This is a genomic window from Mariniphaga anaerophila (assembly GCF_900129025.1).
Classification (GTDB): Bacteria; Bacteroidota; Bacteroidia; order Bacteroidales; family Prolixibacteraceae; genus Mariniphaga; species Mariniphaga anaerophila.
Genome location: NZ_FQUM01000004.1, coordinates 104,978 through 126,271 on the forward strand (window position 1 = coordinate 104,978; position 21,294 = coordinate 126,271).

The 21,294-nt window shown below is 42.5% G+C and carries 22 protein-coding genes and 1 tRNA gene; 7 read left to right on the forward strand and 16 right to left on the reverse strand.

Annotation, left to right across the window (positions count from 1 at the left end):
- The first annotated feature begins 472 nt into the window (after positions 1-472).
- Positions 473-2,059: a sulfatase family protein gene (locus BUB08_RS09015; protein WP_073001012.1), complete on the forward strand. Its 1,587-nt coding sequence runs from the start codon at positions 473-475 to the stop codon at positions 2,057-2,059.
- Positions 2,060-2,211: 152 nt separating this feature from the next.
- On the forward strand, positions 2,212-3,669 hold the full coding sequence (locus BUB08_RS09020; RefSeq protein ID WP_073001014.1) for a sulfatase family protein: 1,458 nt from the start codon (positions 2,212-2,214) through the stop codon (positions 3,667-3,669).
- Between the two features lie 61 nt (positions 3,670-3,730).
- Here the strand turns inward: BUB08_RS09020 and BUB08_RS09025 are convergent, their stop codons facing one another.
- The 12 genes from BUB08_RS09025 to BUB08_RS09085 all read right to left on the reverse strand — a co-directional run bounded on the left by BUB08_RS09025 (position 3,731) and on the right by BUB08_RS09085 (position 13,655).
- Entirely contained in the window at positions 3,731-4,192 is a 462-nt protein-coding gene (locus tag BUB08_RS09025) for an ExbD/TolR family protein (protein ID WP_073001016.1), read from the reverse strand.
- A gap of 2 nt (positions 4,193-4,194) precedes the next feature.
- Positions 4,195-4,770: a biopolymer transporter ExbD gene (locus BUB08_RS09030; RefSeq protein ID WP_073001018.1), complete on the reverse strand. Its 576-nt coding sequence runs from the start codon at positions 4,768-4,770 to the stop codon at positions 4,195-4,197.
- Positions 4,771-4,803: 33 nt separating this feature from the next.
- On the reverse strand, positions 4,804-5,262 hold the full coding sequence (locus BUB08_RS09035; protein WP_073001020.1) for a hypothetical protein: 459 nt from the start codon (positions 5,260-5,262) through the stop codon (positions 4,804-4,806).
- Positions 5,263-5,271: 9 nt separating this feature from the next.
- Positions 5,272-6,072, reverse strand: a complete 801-nt coding sequence (locus BUB08_RS09040; protein ID WP_073001022.1) for a MotA/TolQ/ExbB proton channel family protein — start codon at positions 6,070-6,072, stop codon at positions 5,272-5,274.
- A gap of 449 nt (positions 6,073-6,521) precedes the next feature.
- Positions 6,522-6,609, reverse strand: a tRNA-Ser gene (locus BUB08_RS09045).
- Positions 6,610-6,671: 62 nt separating this feature from the next.
- Complete coding sequence (locus tag BUB08_RS09050; RefSeq protein WP_073001024.1) at positions 6,672-7,715, reverse strand: asparaginase; 1,044 nt, start codon at positions 7,713-7,715, stop codon at positions 6,672-6,674.
- A gap of 28 nt (positions 7,716-7,743) precedes the next feature.
- Complete coding sequence (locus BUB08_RS09055; RefSeq protein WP_073001650.1) at positions 7,744-8,508, reverse strand: TatD family hydrolase; 765 nt, start codon at positions 8,506-8,508, stop codon at positions 7,744-7,746.
- 124 nt (positions 8,509-8,632) lie between these two features.
- Positions 8,633-9,976, reverse strand: coding sequence for an NADP-specific glutamate dehydrogenase (gene gdhA, locus BUB08_RS09060; RefSeq protein WP_073001026.1), 1,344 nt, complete (start codon positions 9,974-9,976; stop codon positions 8,633-8,635).
- 223 nt (positions 9,977-10,199) lie between these two features.
- The gene (groL, locus tag BUB08_RS09065; protein ID WP_073001028.1) at positions 10,200-11,840 is read right to left on the reverse strand and encodes a chaperonin GroEL; all 1,641 of its coding nucleotides are present in this window, start codon (positions 11,838-11,840) and stop codon (positions 10,200-10,202) included.
- A gap of 26 nt (positions 11,841-11,866) precedes the next feature.
- Positions 11,867-12,145 (reverse strand): co-chaperone GroES, encoded by a 279-nt coding sequence (locus BUB08_RS09070; RefSeq protein WP_073001030.1) that lies wholly within the window; start codon positions 12,143-12,145, stop codon positions 11,867-11,869.
- Between the two features lie 230 nt (positions 12,146-12,375).
- On the reverse strand, positions 12,376-13,347 hold the full coding sequence (gene fmt, locus BUB08_RS09080; protein WP_073001034.1) for a methionyl-tRNA formyltransferase: 972 nt from the start codon (positions 13,345-13,347) through the stop codon (positions 12,376-12,378).
- Positions 13,348-13,448: 101 nt separating this feature from the next.
- The gene (locus BUB08_RS09085) at positions 13,449-13,655 is read right to left on the reverse strand and encodes a C1orf53 family protein (RefSeq protein ID WP_073001036.1); all 207 of its coding nucleotides are present in this window, start codon (positions 13,653-13,655) and stop codon (positions 13,449-13,451) included.
- A 54-nt stretch (positions 13,656-13,709) separates the two neighbouring features.
- Here BUB08_RS09085 and BUB08_RS09090 point away from each other — a divergent pair, with 54 nt between their 5' ends.
- Entirely contained in the window at positions 13,710-14,105 is a 396-nt protein-coding gene (locus BUB08_RS09090; protein WP_073001038.1) for a hypothetical protein, read from the forward strand.
- A gap of 81 nt (positions 14,106-14,186) precedes the next feature.
- On the opposite strand, the gene BUB08_RS09095 is transcribed toward BUB08_RS09090, so the two are convergent.
- Positions 14,187-15,098 carry a DMT family transporter gene (locus BUB08_RS09095; RefSeq protein WP_073001039.1) on the reverse strand — a complete coding sequence of 304 codons (912 nt, stop codon included), beginning with the start codon at positions 15,096-15,098 and terminating at the stop codon, positions 14,187-14,189.
- A 153-nt stretch (positions 15,099-15,251) separates the two neighbouring features.
- Positions 15,252-16,346: a TlpA disulfide reductase family protein gene (locus BUB08_RS09100; RefSeq protein WP_073001041.1), complete on the reverse strand. Its 1,095-nt coding sequence runs from the start codon at positions 16,344-16,346 to the stop codon at positions 15,252-15,254.
- Between the two features lie 94 nt (positions 16,347-16,440).
- Here BUB08_RS09100 and BUB08_RS09105 point away from each other — a divergent pair, with 94 nt between their 5' ends.
- Positions 16,441-17,040, forward strand: coding sequence for a type 1 glutamine amidotransferase (locus BUB08_RS09105; protein WP_073001043.1), 600 nt, complete (start codon positions 16,441-16,443; stop codon positions 17,038-17,040).
- Between the two features lie 49 nt (positions 17,041-17,089).
- Here the strand turns inward: BUB08_RS09105 and BUB08_RS09110 are convergent, their stop codons facing one another.
- Positions 17,090-18,436, reverse strand: a complete 1,347-nt coding sequence (locus tag BUB08_RS09110; protein WP_073001045.1) for an MATE family efflux transporter — start codon at positions 18,434-18,436, stop codon at positions 17,090-17,092.
- Positions 18,437-18,538: 102 nt separating this feature from the next.
- On the opposite strand from BUB08_RS09110, the gene BUB08_RS09115 reads away from it, so the two are divergent.
- The 3 genes from BUB08_RS09115 to BUB08_RS09125 are packed head-to-tail and all read left to right on the forward strand — an operon-like array spanning position 18,539 to position 21,063.
- Positions 18,539-19,045: a HEAT repeat domain-containing protein gene (locus BUB08_RS09115; protein ID WP_073001047.1), complete on the forward strand. Its 507-nt coding sequence runs from the start codon at positions 18,539-18,541 to the stop codon at positions 19,043-19,045.
- A 21-nt stretch (positions 19,046-19,066) separates the two neighbouring features.
- Positions 19,067-20,047, forward strand: a complete 981-nt coding sequence (locus BUB08_RS09120; protein WP_073001049.1) for a PorP/SprF family type IX secretion system membrane protein — start codon at positions 19,067-19,069, stop codon at positions 20,045-20,047.
- Between the two features lie 35 nt (positions 20,048-20,082).
- A complete protein-coding gene (locus BUB08_RS09125; RefSeq protein WP_073001051.1) occupies positions 20,083-21,063 on the forward strand; it encodes a PorP/SprF family type IX secretion system membrane protein in 981 nt (326 codons plus the stop codon).
- A 24-nt stretch (positions 21,064-21,087) separates the two neighbouring features.
- On the opposite strand, the gene BUB08_RS20340 is transcribed toward BUB08_RS09125, so the two are convergent.
- Complete coding sequence (locus BUB08_RS20340; RefSeq protein WP_175549981.1) at positions 21,088-21,261, reverse strand: hypothetical protein; 174 nt, start codon at positions 21,259-21,261, stop codon at positions 21,088-21,090.
- Positions 21,262-21,294: the final 33 nt, after the last annotated feature.

Genomic DNA, 21,294 nt, shown 5'->3' on the forward strand with positions numbered 1-21,294 from the left:
CTCACAATAGAAAAAACAAAAATATCTATAATTAATTGAACATCTTCTACGTTTTACATTTCTCAACTTTCCTCCCCCCATATGAAAAATGCAAAAAGTGCATAGGACGCAAATGGCAAATAGCAGCGACGGGCTTCACCTGCGAAATGAGAGAGAATCCAACGCACCGCACCGAAATACGTTGTTAACAACACAATAGAAAACAACGGAACGAAAGGTAGAGGCTATGTTTTCTCCATCAACTCGCCTACCCACAATTTGAGACTGAGAGGAAACACAAAAAGCGGCAGTTTGCATTCACCCACTGAAATCGATCCTAATATGATTAACAAACAGACGACCATTCGGAAGGAGAAGCAGTAAAAAACAATCTATTTAATGGAATAATTTGCTTTTCAATTTTAGCCGTTCTGTTGTTTTTTTGTAAACTTGTAATTTCAGAAAAGTTATCAACTTATATAATATCAATAACATGAACCGATTTTTTTTCAATTCCATTGTCCTCATTATTGCAGCTGCCGGCATTTTGGGCTGTGCGCCACAGAAACAGGAAGCTCAGAGGCCCAACATCTTGTACATTATGAGCGACGACCACGCCTACCAGGCCATCAGTGCGTATGGGCACGGATTAAACGAAACGCCTAATATCGACAGGCTGGCCGACGAAGGCGCCATCTTTACCAGGGCTACAGTCACCAACTCCATTTGTGCCCCCAGCCGGGCAGTTTTGCTCACCGGAAAGCACAGTTTTGTTAACGGGAAAGTGGACAATGCGCAGCCGTTTAACTGGGATCAGCCAAACTTTCCCAAGCTCATGCAGGCCAACGGTTACCAAACGGCAATGATTGGCAAAATACACCTCGATGGCATTCCTCAGGGATTTGATTTTTCGATGGTACTTCCCGGGCAGGGACATTACTACAACCCCGATTTTCTGATTGACGGGAAAACGGTAAGAAAAGAAGGCTACTGCACGGAAATAATCACAGAAACAGCCCTCAACTGGCTGAAGAACGAACGCGATCCCAACAAACCGTTCTGCTTACTTTACCATCAGAAAGCGCCTCACCGGAATTGGAAACCAGCGCCCAAATATTTAACACTCTACGATGATGTTACATTTGAGCCGCCTGCCAACTTTTTCGACGATTACGAGGGGCGCGGAACGGCTGCCAAAGAGCAGGAAATGCAGATTGACGGCCATGCGCGGTGGGGACACGATTTCAAAATGATTGTAGACCCAAACGGCGACAGCACCGGGTTTATTAACGACCTCAAACGTTTTACCCCGAAACAACGCGAAGAGTGGCTGGCTGCTTACACTCCTAAAAACGAAGCGTTTAAAGCTAAATACAAAAGCCTGTCGCACAAAGAAATTGCCCTCTGGAAATACAACCGCTACATAAAAGATTACCTGCGCACCATAAAGTCGGTTGACGACGGAGTTGGTGAAGTACTCGACTATTTAGAACAGGCCGGCCTTGCCGAAAACACAATTGTTGTTTACACTTCGGACCAGGGATTTTACCTGGGCGAGCACGGCTGGTTCGACAAACGTTTCATGTACGAAGAATCATTCCGTACACCTTTGTTAATGCGTTATCCGAAGGAAATAAAACCGGGAACAAAAATCGACAAACTGGTTCAGAACCTTGATTTTGCGCCCACTTTTCTTGACTATGCCGAGGTTGAAATTCCGGAAGAAATGCAGGGAGAATCGTTCCGAAAACTGGTATCCGGAGAAACAGATCAATGGCGCGATGCCGTTTATTACACGTACTACGAATACCCGTCGGTACATATGGTAAAACGCCACTACGGTGTTGCTACCGAGCGGTACAAACTCATGCATTTTTATTATGATATTGACGAATGGGAGATGTACGATTTGCAAACCGACCCGATGGAAATGAAAAGCATATACGATGATCCGGCCTATGCTGACGTGCAAGAGATGCTGCACAAAAAGCTGGAAGAACTCAGGGAATATTATGGCGACAGCGACGAGCTGAACAAAAAATACCTCGATGCCTATTTGGCGCATCGAAACCGTAGATAAACCTTTTTTATGTGGATTCCATCTTCTATTCATTAGAAATGGAATCCACTCGTTTTGAAGACAAAAAACACAATATTTCCAACCAACGCAGTTCATCACCAGAGCGTCTTCCAATATTTACAAACAGCTGCTTTCACTAAAAAACAGTACTTATGCAATTTGCAAATCAGTCTATTAGCTCCCTTGTTCTGATAGCTTTCTTTTCGTTTTTATTTGTTCCCGGGCTAAAAGCCGGCACTCTAAATTCAGAAGAAAAAACTTCACCCCGCCCAAATTTTATCATCATTTTTGCTGATGACCTCGGTTATGGTGATTTGGGTATTTTTGGTCATCCTACCATAAAAACGCCTAACCTCGATAAAATGGCAGTCGAGGGTCAAAAGTGGACAAACTTTTACGTGGCAGCATCGGTTTGTACACCAAGCCGCGCAGGTCTGCTCACGGGAAGGCTTCCTGTACGTTCCGGTATGTGCAGCGACAAAAGAAGGGTTCTGTTTCCTGACTCCAACGGCGGATTACCCCAAAGTGAGCTAACAATTGCCAGACTCCTCAAAAATAACGGATACCAGACCGCTGCCATCGGAAAATGGCATTTGGGACACCAGTCGCCGTATCTGCCAACCGACCATGGTTTTGACAGCTACTTTGGCATCCCCTACTCCAACGACATGGACAGAGTAGAACGCACCGACTATTTTACACTTGCTGAAACAGAACGATACCAGGCTTACAATGTGCCACTCATGCGAGACGAGGAAATTATTGAACGTCCGACAGACCAGAGAACCCTGACCAAACGCTACACAGAAGAAACAGTTACTGCAATAAAAAAAATGAAAGGTGCCCCTTTCTTCATCTATCTTGCTCATAACTTGCCACACATCCCGCTTTTTCGTGCGGAAGAGTTTAAAGACACTTCGCTGGCTGGAATTTATGGCGACGTAATCGAAGAAATTGACTGGTCGGTAGGCCAAATTCTGGCCGCTCTTAAAGAAGAAGGACTGGACGAAAACACACTGGTGGTATTTACATCAGACAACGGCCCATGGCACACGTACAAAACCCACGGCGGAACAGCGGGTTTACTACGCGGAGCAAAAGGCGGAACTTTTGAAGGCGGCATGCGTGAGCCGACTATTTTCAGCTGGCCGGGAAAACTGCAATCAGGCGTAGTGATGGAAATGGGCACTACTATGGATTTGCTTCCGACATTCTGCAAACTCTCGGGGACAAAACTTCCGACCGATAGAATTTATGACGGATACGATATTTCGCCTCTGCTATTTGGAACCGGAGAAGGCGAACGAGACGTTGTATTTTACTATCGCGGCCAAAAAGTTTATGCCATCCGCAAGGGAAATTACAAAGCGCACTTTATCACCCAAAATGAATACGGAAGTCAAACTGCCCATCCGATTACCAATCCGCCAACAGCGCCGACAAAAACACCAACAATACATGAAATACCACTACTCTACAATGTAAATATCGATCCTTCCGAAAAATACAACATTGCAGAAAACCATCCGGAGATAATTGCCGACATACAAAAAACACTAAAAGATCATCTGTCCGGAGTTGAACAAGTTGAAAATCAACTGGAGAAATGAGACAAAAAAAAAGCTGCTTCGAAACGAAACAGCTTTTTTTTATATCTATTAGAATTACAATCTACTTCTTCCTAGAAGAATAATTAATATGCAATGCTGCAGATTTACGCAATTCCTGTTTTATATCACTAACAATACCCATCTTGGTATTTTCATCCACTTTCAAAGAAGTAATCATCATCGGCCTTTCGGCTTCGTTTCTTGCTTCTCTTTCAGCGATAACGTAATCCTGTATATCAGCAACATTTGCAAACTGATCGTTCAACTGGATACGGGGAGCAACCCCGAAAGTTTTTTGATATTGGAGCAAAGGTTCTCCAACATAAATATAACTTACCAGAGACTTCTTCTCAAGTTTGCTAAGTTCTGTCGCCTTCGGAAGTCCGATATGAACCATATAGGTAACTTCACGCATTGTTGTACTAACCATAAAGAAGAACAACAACATAAAAACGATATCAGGCAACGAAGCTGTAGAAATTGGAGGAAGCTCTTTTTCTCCTTTTTTTCTAAATTTACTCATAACTATTTTCCTCCTACCTTTTTAGGTTCAGCTTCAGAGATTCTCGACGGATAAATATCACGTACGGCATTTTGCTGGTCAGAATCTAAATCTTTATAATCCTTTCCAAATTCCTGACGCGATAACTCATCTCTCAACTCGTTAATGGCAGCAACCAGTTCGTTTTGAACAGCGATATAAGTACCATATTGGGTGTCTAAGTCGTTACGCAAAGAAATAACTCCTTTTGTAACCATCACTTCACCAAAATACGGAACTTCCTTTGGTTCTTTTTCCGGAAGAGCTTCATCGTTATATGGATTTGCCATAAACTCTTTAGCCCTTTCACGCAAATTATCAATATTGGCATATTCGCCTTCCACCAATAAGTCGTTATTCCGGTTTACCAACACAACAAAAACGTTACGTTCTTTAATCTGCTGGTCATCTTGCAATGTTTCCGGATCAACCCATTGCGGAAGTCTTCTTTCCAAACCGCTGTCAACGTCCATCGTGGTTGTTACCAGGAAAAAGATAAGCAGCATAAATGCAATATCTGCTAAAGACGCTGCCGGTATTTCAGGTACTTTTCTAGCCATAATAATCTTTCCTGTTTTTTACCACGAATTAAATTACTTAAATAAACGGGTTACAGACGAAAGCAAGATTGACAAAACAGCCAAGCCAAGCAATATGTATGTAGCATATAAACCTGCATCGACCAATTTCGCTACTTGCGTAGTCAATGTTCCGTCGTTAATAAACTTTTGTACTCCTACAAACTGGGGTATTGCGTCTGATGCGAGAAGATATGACACAAGGGCAACAATTCCTAAAAACAGAATTGACATCAACCCTTTTTTGGCTGCCTTAATATCGGAAGCCATGTTAAATATCGCTGCAATAACAGCAATTCCCCCACCAATCAATAAAAGTATATAGGACCAAACCAAGTTGGAGTTTATCCAACTTCCCATTGTCGGGTCAGCTTCATTCTCGCTGATGTTTACCATCATAGAAACAATAAGAACCGCCGAAACAATGAGCAGGACCCATAACAATATGGTAACTATTTTTCCTACTTTTTCCATGGGGCTTTCTTATTTTTTCAATTCGTATTTAACCAGCATATCCAACAATGAGATGGAAGCATCTTCCATATTGTTAACGATACCGTCAATTTTAGCGATACAATAGTTGTAAAAAATCTGAAGAATAATTGCAACCAAAAGACCTGATACAGTAGTAATCAAAGCCACTTTAATACCACCGGCAACCAAGGTCGGAGAAATGTCACCTGCAACTTCGATAGCGTCGAATGCGCCAATCATACCAATTACAGTTCCCATGAAACCAAGCATAGGTGCAAGTGCAATAAACAGTGCAATCCAGCTTAAGCCTTTTTCAAGCAACCCAGCCTGAACACCACCGTAAGAGATGATTGATTTTTCAACAACTTCAATTCCGTGATCAAAACGGTCGAGCCCCTGGTAAAAAATACTTGCAACAGGGCCACGGGTTTTACGGCAAACATCTTTTGCTGCTTCAACACCGCCACTTTCCAGTGCCTGTTCAACATTAGCCAGTAATTTTTTTGTATTGCTGGTAGCGAGGTTCAGGTAAAGTACTCTTTCAATTGCAAATGCCAAACCCAATATTAAAGCGATTAATACGAATGACATGAACATTGGACCACCTTCAATAAACTTTTGTTTCAACTGGCTGTGCAACGATTGTCCTTGTTCTGCAGCAGCTGCCGCTTCTTCTACCGGATCGGCTGTCAAATCTACCTGCTCTTGCTGAGCAGCCGGTGCAGCTGCTTCATCCTGGGCAACTACAGCATTTGGTGCCGTAAAAAACAGCATTCCAGATAATGCCATTAACGCGAATAGTTTTTTCATAATTAATTTGAATTTTTAATTAATAATCTCCTAGATTTTTTGATTTATTTGAATTTTTATAAAATTCTTAAATTTCCACAACAAATAACACGTTTTCCCACGAAATAATCAAATATAATAACTGAAAAAATTATCAGCATATACATTTTTCATGAACTTTTTTCTCTTAAAAATAAGGAAGCAGAAAATTCACAAATTAAAAATTTTCTCCAATTCCCCCGGCATTTCAGTATGAATTTTACATCTGACAGAAAAGATAATTGTCAATACAAATAAAAGAACTCTTTCTTTTTTTGCGTACAGAATACCCATCAACGACTATACAATTTTCAATTTCTCCTGAATTGCGAATAATCAATTCCTTCTGACAGAAACAGAACCAAAGAACCAATAAAAATAGTGTTTTCTCCTTCAGAATATATCAGAACAACTCAACCCGTTCTACCGTGCGGAGAGGGGGGGATTCGAACCCCCGGTACCGTTTTGCAGTACACACGCTTTCCAGGCGTGCCAGATAAGCCACTCCTGCACCTCTCCATGTCTTCTGGCATGCCAGAATGAAGTGCCGAAAGTAATAAAAATTTACGAAAACAATACAGCTAATCGCTTATTTCGCCACACAGATTTTTGTTCAGGTATAGTTCTACCTGTTCGGCAGAAAGCTCCTGCCCCAATAAAAACATAAGTTTGGTAATTGCAGCTTCCGTTGTCATGTCTTTCCCGGAAACCACACCCGCTTTTAACAACTCAAGACTTGTTTCGTATTGCCCCATAGAAACACGCCCACCTTCGCATTGAGTTACATTTAATACAACAACCCCATTCTTAATTGCCTTTCGGATGCAATTGATTAACCAGCGCGATGTGGGGACATTTCCTGTTCCAAATGTTTCCAGAACAATGCCTTTTAACCCGGGGATTGAAAAAATCGCATTGAAAACCTTTTGATTGATTCCCGGAAAAATTCGTAAAATAACCACATGGTCATCAAACCGTGTATTTATTTTAAGAATTCCCTTGTTTTCGGGATAGTGAATAAACTCTTTTCTAAACCGGATATCGACTCCGGCAACTGCCAGCTCAGGGTAATTTACCGATTGAAAAGCACTAAACTGATCGGCATCGCGTTTTACGGTACGATTTCCGCGATAGAGTTTAAAATCGAAATAGACACATACTTCGGGCACTAAACTGCGGCCATTCTCCTGTGCCGCTGCAATTTCCACTGAAGTGATCAGATTCTCTTTTCCGTCTGTTCGTAATGTTCCGATAGGAAGCTGCGAACCGGTGAGAATAATTGGCTTATCCAGGTTCTCAAACATATAACTGAGCGCCGATGCCGTGTACGCCATTGTGTCGGTTCCGTGCAAAACCACAAAACCATCAAACTGGTTGTAATTTTTTTCGATGGTTTTTGCAATTTTCGTCCAAATCGCCGGGGTGATGTTTGACGAATCCAGAGCCGGCCTGAATGTGATTGTTTTTATATTGTAGTTAAACTTATTCAGCTCGGGTACCTCTTCCTTAATCTGATCAAACTTTACAGGAGCCAGCGTTCCGTTAAGGGAATGCTGAACCATTCCGATTGTTCCACCGGTGTAAATTATTAATATGGAAGGTTTTCGTTGTTCTGTTTTTGTCATGGGTTAAGGAAATTAACAATGCAAATTATTAAATCCCAAACAGTTTTCGTGCATTTTCTGTAGTAATTTCAGCAACATCGTTTACCGAAACATCGTAAATTCTGGCCAACGCCTGCGCAACATAAACAAGATACGAACTTTCGTTACGTTTGCCTCTTTTAGGCACAGGAGTGAGATATGGAGAATCCGTTTCAATAACCAGATTATTTAGGGCGACACCTTTCAACGTTTCGGGCAACTCGCTGTTTTTAAAAGTTACAACACCTCCAATTCCCAGTAGAAAGCCCAAATCTATTACCTGTTTTGCTTCCTCTTCGGTTCCTGAAAAGCAGTGAAATATCCCTCTGAGGCTGCCATCCTGCTCTTCTTTTACAATAGGTAATACTTCGTCAAAAGATTCCCTTACATGAACAATTATTGGCAGTTTTTTTGACTTTGCCAGTTTTATCTGATAACGAAAAACATCCTGTTGCTCTTTTAAATAGGTACGATCCCAGTGTAAATCGATCCCGATTTCCCCTATTCCGTAAAATTTTCGTTTTTCGAGCCAATATTCCACCGCTTCCAATTCCTCTTTATAATCAGAAGCAACAGAAGTAGGATGTAATCCCATCAATGGAAAACACAGGTGAGGATAAGCATCGGTCAGATCCAACAACCTTTTTACCGAACCTGAATCGATATTCGGAAGAATTACTTTTTTCACATCATTATCGTAAGCCCTTTGCAGAACATCGTCAATATCGTGCAAGAAATCTTCCGAATAGATATGTGCGTGTGTATCAATCAGCATGTCAAAAATCCAAAAATTTGACAAATGTAGAAAAGTGTTTTGTCCTATTATAATTTTCTATTTTATCAATAGATTAAATTTTCGGGACAAAACACTTATTTATAAATTGCTGACAAACAACAAATCAGACGACTCCCTGTGCCAGCATGGCGTCGGCAACTTTAACAAAACCGCCAACATTAGCTCCTTTTATGTAATCTGTTTTGTTAACGTTACCTGACCTTTTTCCATAATTAACACAAGTTTCATGTATGTTTTCCATAATGACTTTCAACCGTGCATCAACTTCTTCGCGAGGCCAACTGATTCGCATGCTGTTTTGGGACATTTCCAGTCCTGATACAGCAACTCCCCCGGCGTTAACTGCTTTTCCGGGAGCGTAAACTATATTTTCTGACAGATACTCGGCTGCTTCGGTTGTGCATCCCATATTCGATACTTCGGCCAGCAGATAGGCTCCATTCTTTGCCAGGTTTTTAGCATCATCCAAACCAACTTCGTTTTCGGTAGCACACGGCATGGCAACATTTACCGGAACTTCCCAGGGACGTTTCCCTGCAACAAACTCAGCTCCGAATTCGCGCGCGTAAGGTTCTACAATGTCGTTATTTGAAGCCCTCAGTTCCAGCAGATAATCAACCTTTTCTCCTTTTATTCCATTGGCATCGTAAACGTAGCCGTCGGGGCCTGAGATGGTAACTACTTTACCACCGAGTTCGTTTAATTTGGTGATTGCCCCCCAGGCCACATTGCCGAAACCGGACACACCAACTGTTAATCCGTCAATATCCATTTTTAACTGTTTCAGCATGTGCTGAACAAAATAAACAGCACCAAAACCTGTTGCTTCCGGGCGAATAAGACTTCCTCCCCAGGCAAGACCTTTCCCGGTAAGCACTCCGGTAAATTCATTTTTCAGGCGTTTGTACTGACCAAACAGGTACCCGATTTCGCGACCGCCAACGCCAATATCACCTGCCGGAACATCTACATTCGGGCCAATGTGTCGGTAAAGCTCGGTCATAAACGACTGGCAAAACCTCATAATCTCGCCGTCAGATTTTCCTTTCGGACTAAAATCAGAACCACCTTTTCCCCCGCCCATGGGCAGTGTGGTAAGGCTGTTTTTAAACGTTTGCTCAAATCCTAAAAACTTAAGGATACTTAATGTAACACTTGCATGAAAACGCAAACCGCCTTTGTATGGTCCGAGGGCAGAATTAAATTCAACCCGGTATCCGCGGTTCACCTGCACTTCGCCACGGTCGTCAACCCAGGGTACACGAAACATAATTATCCGCTCAGGTTCAACCATCCGTCCCAGAATATTGGCTTTTTGATATCTGGGGTTTTGCATGTAAAAATCCCAAACAGAGCCTATTACTTCTTCTACCGCCTGATGGAATTCGTTCTCGCCGGGAGTCCTTTGCTCCAGACCTGCAATAAACTCATTTATGCTTGTTTTCATTTCCTTAATGGTTTTAAAAATGTGTAGTAAAGTTAGCCAACTTAATCATATAAAACAGAAAGGGCAGCCAGAACAATCACCTCCACAAAATACTGACAAACAACCAATTGAAAAACAAAGAAAGATGTTAAATAACAGGGTCTGACAATCGTCAGGATTTAGGATGACAAAAAAAAGCCTCTCCCAAAAAGGAAAGGCTTCTTAATATTCTATCGACAATCTCTTACATCATGCCGCCCATGCCACCCATTCCGGGAGCACCGCCAGCAGGCATTGGAGGATTATCTTCTTTTTCTTCAACGATTACTGTTTCAGTTGTAAGCAACATTCCAGCAATAGAAGCTGCGTTTTCCAAAGCAACACGAGTTACTTTAGCCGGGTCGATAACACCTGTTTCGTAAAGGTCTTCGTACTTATCGGTACGAGCATTGTATCCGAAATCGCCTTTAGCTTCGCGAACTTTCTGTACAACAACAGCACCTTCTTTACCAGCATTGGCAACAATCTGACGAAGTGGTTCTTCGATTGCGCGTTTTACGATTTCGATACCAGTTTGTTCGTCTTCGTTTTCGCCTTTCAGTTCGTCAAGAACAGGGATTGTACGCAGGTAAGCAACACCACCACCAGGAACAATTCCTTCTTCAACAGCAGCCCTTGTTGCGCTCAATGCATCGTCAACACGGTCTTTCTTTTCTTTCATTTCTACTTCTGAAACTGCGCCAACATAAATAACAGCAACACCACCGGCCAGTTTAGCCAAACGTTCCTGCAATTTTTCGCGGTCGTAATCAGAAGTTGTTGTTTCGATCTGTTTTTTAATCTGAGCAACACGTGCTTTAATGGAATCTTGTTCTCCAGAACCGTTAACAACAGTAGTATTTTCTTTGTCAACAGTAATTTTTTCAGCCTGTCCAAGCATATCAAGAGTAGCTTGTTCCAGTTTCATTCCTTTTTCTTCGGTAATTACTGTGCCGCCAGTCAGAATTGCAATGTCTTCCAACATTTCTTTCCGGCGATCGCCAAAACCAGGAGCTTTAACAGCGCATACTTTCAGTGAACCACGCAAACGGTTAACTACCAAAGTGGCCAAAGCTTCACCATCAACATCTTCAGAAATAATCATCAACGGACGACCTGCCTGTGCAGTTTGTTCCAGAACAGGAAGCAGATCTTTCATGGTGCTGATTTTCTTATCGTAAATAAGAATGTAAGGATTTTCGAGCTCAGCAGCCATTTTTTCAGCGTCGGTTACAAAGTAAGGAGAAATATAACCACGGTCGAACTGCATACCTTCTACTACGTCAACGTAAGTATCGGTACCTTTTGATTCTTCAATGGTAATAACACCTTCTTTTTGTACTTTCTGCATTGCTTCAGCAATTAAAGCACCAATAGTTTCGTCGTTGTTAGCAGAAACTTTTGCTACCGACTCAATTTTTTTGTAGTCGTCACCAATAGTGTGAGCTTGTTCTGAAAGGCTTTTTACAACTGCTGCAACTGCTTTATCGATACCGCGTTTCAAATCCATTGGGTTTGCACCGGCAGTAACGTTTTTCAATCCAACAGCAATAATTGACTGAGCCAAAACGGTTGCGGTAGTTGTTCCGTCACCTGCATCGTCGCCGGTTTTCGAAGCCACTTCTTTAACCATTTGTGCGCCCAGGTTTTCGTATGCGCAAGGAAGTTCAATTTCTTTTGCAACTGTAACACCGTCTTTTGTAATTTGAGGTGCACCAAATTTCTTTTCAATAACTACATTACGCCCTTTAGGTCCCAACGTAACTTTTACTGCATCAGCTAATTGATCTACACCTGATTTCAGTTTATCCCGGGCATCAATGTTGAATTTAATCTCTTTTGCCATTTCTATTTACTTTTTTTGATTTTAAATTAAGCAATGTACAATACGTCGGTTTGCGACATCAGCAAATAGTCTACCCCGTCGATGTGCAACTCGGTACCTGAATATTTGCCGTAAACCACTACGTCGCCCACTTTAATTTCCATGGGCTCATCTTTTTTGTCTGCTCCGACTAAAACTACTGTTCCTTGCTGTGGTTTTTCTTTTGCTGAATCGGGAATAATAATCCCGCTTTGCGTTTTTTCTTCGGCTTCCTGGGGTTGAACCAGGATTTTTCCTGCCAGAATTTTACCTTTTAGTTCTGCCATTGTTTTTACTCGTTTTATTATTAAACATTTTTTTCAAAAATCGACACAGTGCTCAATCACATTTTGTACCAAATAGAAATGGAGGTCTTTTCCCCGACAGAAAAGGACAAAATTTCACCCGGAAGTCTCAAAACAGACGCCCAACAAAACACAAAACACTGAATTACAACAAGAAAAACAAAATGACAAACATTCTGACAGGCTGACAGAAGTGTAATTTAAAATGATTTTTATTCGAACCGAAAATCGTAAACCTGTCGGAATCCGCGTAAAAAGGCAGCAGCATCCATACGCTTTTTCCCGGACAACTGCAGATCGGTAATTTCCAGCCAGCCACTTCCGCAGGCAACATTCAGGTAAGTCTCATCATCGGAATCGATGGTTCCCGGAGCCGCAGTTTCATCAGCAATAACAGACTGGGCAGAAAATATTTTGCACGAAATAGTACGACCGGTTTCGCTGTGCACAAGATTTGCCCACGCTGCCGGATAAGGTGACAAACCCCGAATCAGGTTTCGGACAGTTTCTGCATCTTTCAACCAATCAATTTTGCAATCTTCTTTAAATATTTTTGGCGCATGTTTTACTTCCCCGCCCGAAATAAGTTCTTTCTGTGGGATGGGCTTAATAGTACCCGATGCCAAAACATCAACCGTTTCCAAAACCAGGGCAGCACCTGTTTCCATTAGCCGATCATGAATGTCGCCCACATTGTCGTTCTCTCCAATTTCGGTTTCGCGCCTGAAAATTATTTTACCGGTATCAATTTCATGGTCGAGCAGAAAAGTGGTAACGCCCGTTTTTGATTCGCCATTAATAATAGCCCAATTTAGCGGCGCAGCCCCCCGATATTGCGGAAGCAACGATGCATGCAAATTAAATGTACCCAGCCGCGGCATATTCCACACCGCCTCAGGGAGCATGCGAAAAGCAACTACTACCTGCAAGTCGGCTTTAAGCGATTTCAATTCTTCCAGAAAATCCGGATTTTTCAGTTTCTCCGGCTGAAGAACCGTCAGCCCCTTTTCTACGGCATATTTTTTTACGTCCGACTCGGTTAGTTTTTTCCCTCTTCCGGCAGGTTTGTCAGGAGCCGTAATTACGCCAACCACGTTATAACCGTTTTCAACCAGAGCCTTTAAACTGGCCACGGCAAAACCCGGGGTTCCCATAAATACTATCCGAAGATCTTTTCCTGCCATTGATAATAGTTTTCAACAAAAATAAGCATTCGGGCTGATAAACGGAGACTTTCGTGGCTAAACATTGCTTTTTCGAAGCAAATTATGCCCAAAAACAGGGATTACTCCTGTCTCAGCCTGGTATTTCCTTTCTGTGCTTTCGGCCAGTACGGACAATGCCTGCATCCGTTGGCACAACAGTATCCACGCCGTGTTAAAAAGCCGGCTGTCATTACCCGGTAGCCATTTTCCATGTAAAAATCCTTTCCCTCTTCCAGGTCGTCGCTAAAACTGTAAAAATCATCAAAAAAAATATTGCTGGTACTCATCTTTTTCTTACTTCAAATTAAACGTTAAATTTAAACACAAAACTTAATAAAAAGATGGGGATAGAACGGGATTACCTGATGCGACAACTGATGATGCTCTTTGAAGTGATTGAAAAGGCAATCAATTTCAGAAGAAAAGGGAAGAAAAAAGAGGCCGAAGAACAAATCAGCTACTTTTTCAGTTGCCTCAATCTTCAAAATGATTTTCAGAAAAAAGACATTGAATCTTTACTAAACTACCTGACGACCGAAAGAAAGTTTTCAACCAACCACCTGGAGATGATTGCTTTTGTTCTGAAAGAACAGGGCGAACTAGCCGAAGAAGCAGAACGAAAACTTGATTTTTTCAGGAAGGCTTACTTTCTGCTTGAGAAAGTAGACCGCGAAAGCCCCAGCTTTTCCATGGACCGACAAATGAAATTATCGGAGCTTCGTCAATATTTAAACTAACAGCACAAAAACAAACTGAACAAAGGTGAATTTCCGGCAAAAGCACTCCTTTTAACAACCTGAAAACAAACAATTTGATTTTCACAAAAAGAACAACGCCACTCCTGTTACGGTAATCACAGCGCCAAAAACTTCTTTCCAGTTTACCTTTTCTTTAAAAATTACAACCGAAGGCAAAATAATGAGCACCGGAACAATTGCCATCAGCGTTGCGGCAACTCCGGTTTCGGTATGTTGCACAGCCAATAACGAAAAAGACACCCCCAGGAACGGTCCGAAAAATGCGCCTAAAGTAATGCGGTTCATGGCCGGACGATTTTTTAATGCACTCCAAACACGGGGCCAGCGTTTCATAAAAAAGAAAAGTACAGAAAAACCGGCGATGCCTGCCAGCACTCTAATTTGCGAAGCAGAAAAAGCATCGTAGCTTCCCATTCCTTTTTTACTTAAAACCAGCCCGGCAGCCTGCCCCATTGCGCCTCCAACGGCAAGCAAAATTCCGGTAGCCGAGTAGCCGGATTTTATTTTCCGGACAACCGAGCCGTTATGTTCAGTTTTTTCCCGTTTCAAAATTACAATCACAATACCGGCAAGGGTGACTGCCATGCCCAGCCAATTTTTTAAGGTGAGTACTTCGCCCAAAACAAGCCACCCGACAAACGCGGCAAAAGGAGGAGCCAAAGACATTACCAGCATTGAAATGCGGGCGCCAATTACCACAAATGCCTGAAACAGCAACAAATCTCCGATTACAAACCCCACAATACCGGAAAGCACCAGCCATTGCCATTGAAATGCAGTGGCATCAGAAGGGAAGAAAAACCCTCTGGCAATCCAACTGTAAATTCCGATAAAAAAGAAAGCCATAACCAGCCGGATAAGATTTACGGCCAGCGACCCTACCTTTTTACCGGCAGACTCAAAAGCCATGCTGGTTACGGTCCAGAAAACCGCAGTAAGCAAACCCGCTATTTCGCCAAAATAATTTTGCATTTTTCAGGTATAAAAATAAAAAATCCAATGCAGAAGAAACATCCGGAACAAAAAATGAGGGCTTCGCACTAATGTTGCAAGGCCCTCATTTCTTTTATCAGATAGAATAATCAATCATCTATCCCGAACTAATCATTTTTCACAAAATTGCGTTTAATCGAGCAATTCTGAAACGGTTTTCCGCAATTCTTCGTCGCGTTTATTTTTTGCAATAATCTTTCCGTTTTTGTCAACAATTAAGCTTGACGGGATTGAGTTTACTGCATACATTTGTGCGGCGGCATTGCTCCAGTATGCCAGGTCAGACACATGCTGCCAGGTTAGCTGGTCATCTTCAATTGCTTTTAACCAGGCGTCTTTGTCGCGATCGAGAGAAACGCCAAACACGCTAAATCCTTTGTCTTTATAATCGTTAAAAACAGCTACAATATTCGGATTTTCTGACCGGCACGGCCCACACCACGATGCCCAGAAGTCGAGCAATGTATATTCATTTTGTTTATATACATCCGAAAATTTAATCGGATTTCCATCGGCATCATTCATTGTAAAATCGGGAGCAATCTGGCCAACGGCAACGGTTTTCAGTTTCGCTATACGTTCTTTCAGTGTTTTAACCGACGGAACTTCCATTAACTTCGGATCAAGCCCATTTACCAGTTCATCCAGTTCCTCTACGTCCATTTCGTACTGAACCCGCGAAAGGAAATACGGAGTGGCAAAAGATGCGGGGTTATTTTTCACAAAATCAGACTGAATAGAATTGGCGCTGTCATACATCTCGCGCACCTGTGTCATCAACTGATTTGCTTTGGCAGAGTCTCCAGCGCCCGCAGCTTCACGAGCCTGCTCGTACAATTTCATATACTCTTCGCCAATCTTTTTTATCTTGCTGGTTACCTGATTGTATTCGTCGTGTGTTTTTGAACCAACCACTTCTACCTGTTCCAGGTCTGTAGCGTCTCCGGAAACTGTTATTTCAGCATTTTCTACAAAAACAATTGTTTTGCCCCGCTGCCCCACAACCGACAAATAAAAATCTTCGGGCATCGTTACTTCTCCTTTCAAAACAGCAGTGCCGTCCACAATGTCAGCGGTATCTACCGGAATCCACTGAGAAGCACCTCTTTTTTCCAATAAAACCTGGCCTTCTCCCCCATCGAGTTTCACCGTAATTTCAAACCCCTTTTTCTGCTGACCGCACGCAAAAAATACGATGGCTATAATAAAAACAAAAAATTTCTTCATCTTATTTAATTTAAACTGTTTGTGAATTTGCCCGAAAGATAGAAAATCATTTACAACGAAATACAGCTCAACAAAAAAAGGTTAGTTTTACGGTATGAAATCAGAGAAAAGCATTCATATATTAATAGTAAACAGCGCAGAAAAAGGCATTAATGAATTTACCCGGCCGATAGAAAACATTGTCTCTAATGCAGGTTTTACTTTTGAAACCATTGAATACTCCGATTGCTCCGGTTTTTATTTTGATGGCTTTGACGGAATAATTTTATCTGGTTCGCCACAGGGAAACGACATTGTACAGCACCACCTGCCTTGGTTTCAGTGGCTGAGAACAGTTGAAAAACCGGTACTCGGCATTTGTGCAGGCCACCATATTACAGGTTACCTATTTGGCGCAAAACTACTTCGAAGCGAAGAGCCGGAGTCAGGTGATTTTGTGGTTGAAGTTCTTCAAGACGATCCGTTGTTTTTAGGGCTTCCGCAAAAATTCACGGTAAAACAAATGCACCACGATTCGATTTCGCTGCCGCCGAATTTCGAGTTGCTGGCCACATCAAAAACCTGCCACAACCAATTGATGAAACACGGAACCAAACCACTTTATTCCTGTCAGTTTCATCCCGAGTATTACAACCACAGGCTAATTCAGAATTTCCTTCGGATAGTGATTATGGAATCTTTGCAACTGGACTAATAAACTTTTTCAGAAGTCGAAAAAAAAACAAACACGTTTTGTCGGATTCTTATCCGGCCAGCTCGGGAAGTTTTCTCCATTCACGCACAAGAAAAAACGATACTGCAATTGCAGCCATTGTATCAGCAATGGGATAGGCAATCCAAATTCCGGTAATTCCCCAAAAATTCGGAAGGATTATCAGTAGTGGAATAAGTCCGATTACCTGACGAAAAAGCGTTGCAAACATGGAAATTTTTGCTTTTCCAATTGCCTGAAAAAAGTGAGATGCAACAACCTGAAACCCCACAATGGGAAGCGCCAGAATAACCAGCCGAAGCCCGTGTACCGAAATGTCGTACAACTCCTGGCTGTCGCTGTTGAACAACCGAACCAGTGCCCCCGGAATAGCTTCAATTAAAGCATATGCCCCCACGGCAATTAACGTCGCAACAATCAGAGAAATTCGCAAAGCCTCTTTTACCCGAGGAGTTGATTTTGCGCCATAGTTAAACCCAATAATGGGTTGCGATGCCATATTTAAAGCCACAATGGCCATAATTACCAGCGACACCACAGAATTAATTATTCCCATTGCACCAACGGCGAGGTCGCCGCCAAATACAATCAACTTTTTATTGAGTAACCCCTGCACAAAACTGTTGGCAATCTGCATAGAAAAAGGCGCCATGCCAATGGCTACAATTTCAAACAGAATTCCACGGTTTATACGGATGTTTTCTTTTTTGAGTTTAATCACCGAACGTTTTCCCAAAAAGTGGGCTACTACCCAAACCATCAGCACAAACATGCTAATTACTGTTGCATAGGCGGCTCCTTTAACGCCCATGTCGAGCCAAAAAATAAAAATGGGGTCAAGAACAATGTTGGTACCTGCACTCAGAATCATCGACATCATGGCAACGTGCGCATTGCCTTCAGACCTGATGATATTATTCATTGAAAATCCTACCACCTGAAAAATTACCCCGGCGATAATAATATCCAGATAATCGTTTGCGTACTGAAATGTTTCCTGGGTTGATCCGAACGACCTCAAAATGGGCTTCTTCAGCACAAAAGTAACCACCATTATTATTACTGAAACCACCAGCATCAGGGCAAAGCCGGTGCCCAGGGTTTCTTCGGCACGTTTCATATCCTTTCGCCCCATGTTTATGGATACATAAACTCCCGAGCCGATTCCGATAAGCATTCCAAATCCCATCATAATTAGCATTACCGGAAAAACCACGGAAATACCCGACAATGCTTCGGCCCCCACTCCCTGCCCGATGAAAATGCGATCCACGATATTGTAAAGTGCGTTTACAAACACACCCACAAACGCCGGCACAAAGTACTTAAACATTAGCCGACCGATATTCGCATCTCTCAGTTCTTCAATATTTCTCATGGGTCGCAAAGGTAACCAAATAAGACCAAAATGGGTTTTATACCACTATTTTAAAATCCCCCTGAAAAATGATTAATTTTGCAGCATAAAAGATACGACAATATGGAAAACAAAAAGCCGAATAAAAAACTTCAGACCGATTTATTTTCGACAAATACGTCAACTGTGCTTTCGGCGCTGAACGCGTTAAAAGACAAAGGCAACAGCGCATATCTACCGCTGCTTTTCGACCTGCTGAACTCGAATCCAGAGGCAGCCGTTGAGGACGAAATTATTTTTATTCTTTACAACCTGAAAATGAAAAACGCTGTGCCGGTTATTGCAGAGGCGTTGCAGAATCCCAAGTACCTTCCAATCCGGAAAAAGCTGACAACTGCCTGCTGGGAAAACGGCCTCAACTTCATGGATTATCTTCCTGTTTTTGTTGACCTTGTGATTACCGAAGAGTGGGAAACCAGCTTTGAAGCTTTTACTGTAATTGAAAACATGAAAAGCTACCCAGAGCAGGAAATTATTGACGTTGCGACAAATAAAATACACGGCGCACTAAACGATGCCGACGAACAAAAAAGATACCTGCTGCACGAAATTCTGACCTTCGTTCGTTAATATTCTCATTGAATATCAATTTTGAACCACGGACTAAAAATAGCAGGGATCGTATTTTTCCTTTGGATTGGCTTAACTGCCAAATCTCAGGTCGAACACGGGTTGATCTCGTTCTCCAACAAACTCCTAATAAACCCATCGTACGCAGGATTTAACCGAGACACACACATTTCGAGTTCCCTATTATTTAACGCCCGGCCCGAAAAAAACCTGAACAATAACTTTTCCTTAACCTACGATACGTGGTCTGAAAAAATGCAGGGAGGTGTTTCACTCCGATTTCACCAGGGGCTAATCGGCAAACAAAACACCAACATTACAGGTGCAGGCTTTGCATTCACTAAACCGTTCGATCTGGCAAAACGCAGGCAGTTTATTCCCTCGTTTAGTCTCAATCTGCACACAGCCACCAAGCAATGGTTTGTACACCTCATCGACCGCACCATCGACAAAAGCTTTGAGCACCAAAGCCCTCCAGGCGAAGAGTTTTTGAGATTTGCTGCGGTACAGCCCGGGGTGGGACTGCTGTGGAACTCACCGGCAGTTGAAATCGGAGCTGCTGCAACATATTCTTTTTATCAGGAGTTGGGAGAAGAACCCGACGAACTGAGCCGGTTTCCGTTGTCTGTGGTTTTTCATGCTGCAAAAAAAAAGAGGGGCAAACGCAATGGCCTTATTTCGCAGCCGGTAAAAGCCAGCCCTGAAGCAGTAGTAATTTTTTCTGAAAATGTTTTCATGTCGCGGGTAGGCCTTCGTCTCGAAAGGGTCGATCATCAGTTGGGCATTTTTGCTCAGAACGACTTTATGTGGAACAGCCATGGCATTGGCGGTGCGTATAGCTGGAAGCTCAATAATCTGAGGCTGCACCTTTCTGCGGGAACCACATACTCTGTGCCGCACAAGAAAGCCGCTTTTTTTGGAGAAGCCGCTCTGGGACTTATCATCCCTTATATACAAATCAACGATAAAAACCCGTGGGCACCACCTCCCAGGTCATTTTAATTTGCTTTCTTTATACTTCATTTAAACTGGGTTGAATGCGTTTTGGGTTATACTTTCTTCTGCTTGTTTTTCTTTCCGGAACTATTTGGGCTCAGGATCCCGGCTTTTCGCAATTTTACGCCAATCCTCTGTACCTGAATCCTGCATTTGCCGGCACCACAGAGCTTCCACGCCTGGGACTGAACTACCGTAACCAATGGCCACAAAAGGGAGCCACATTCATCACTTATTCCGTTTCTTATGATAAAGGAATAAAAAATTCCAATGCCGGGTTGGGGTTTCAGGCCATGCGCGACCAGGAGTTGAACAACGTGATAAACAGCCAGTCGGCTTCAGTTCTATACTCTCATCATTTAAAACTGGGGTTTGAAAGTTTTATGACACTCGGACTCCAGGGCGGATTTACGTTAAAACAGTTTAACATCCACAACCTTGTTTTTCCGTCAGGCATTGACCAGCTAAGCGGGGAAATCTCGGAATATGTTGCGGCCGGCTACTCCGACGGGAATAAACTGTACCCCGATTTTGCGGTTGGCGCTATGGGCCAGCACGGTGAATTTTTCTGGGGAGCAGCGGCTCATCATCTTACCCGGCCAAACGAATCAATCATCAGAGGAGACCAAAAAGGTGAAATTCCCATTAAAGCAACGGTTCATGCAGGTGCGCGGTTACGCAGGTTGCACCACGGATTGCTTTCGCGGGTGTTCACATTGTCGCCAAACATTCTTTACCAGCAACAGGGGAATTTTAAGCAGCTAAACCTGGGAATTTATATGATTGAAAAATCGTTCCTTTTCGGAGGATGGTATCGAAATAACATCGACATCAGGCCCGATGCAATAATTGCGTTGGCAGGATTTGCCAAAGAAAAATTTCAGATTGGTTACAGTTTCGATCTTACGCTGTCTAAAATGTCGAATTACAGTTACGGGTCACACGAAATATCGCTGGTTTTATATCTGGGACAGAAGCAAGAAATTCCACCTCGCGATAAATTGCTTATTCCGATGATCTAATTTTGCTGAAGCCTGATATTTGCTTCAGTCTCTTTCAAAAAACCACCTGCTTTTTTCTTTTCCTTTTTTATCGTCTTCCAATTGCCACGGAACCACAAAATTATCCTGAATTACATGGCAACTAACACGCTTTTGGAAATAGACTTTGTAGGGCGGGTAGTTTTCATATTCATTCCTATATCTTAACCCAGTATTCATAACACCCTTTAATACGTATTCAACGTTTTTTTG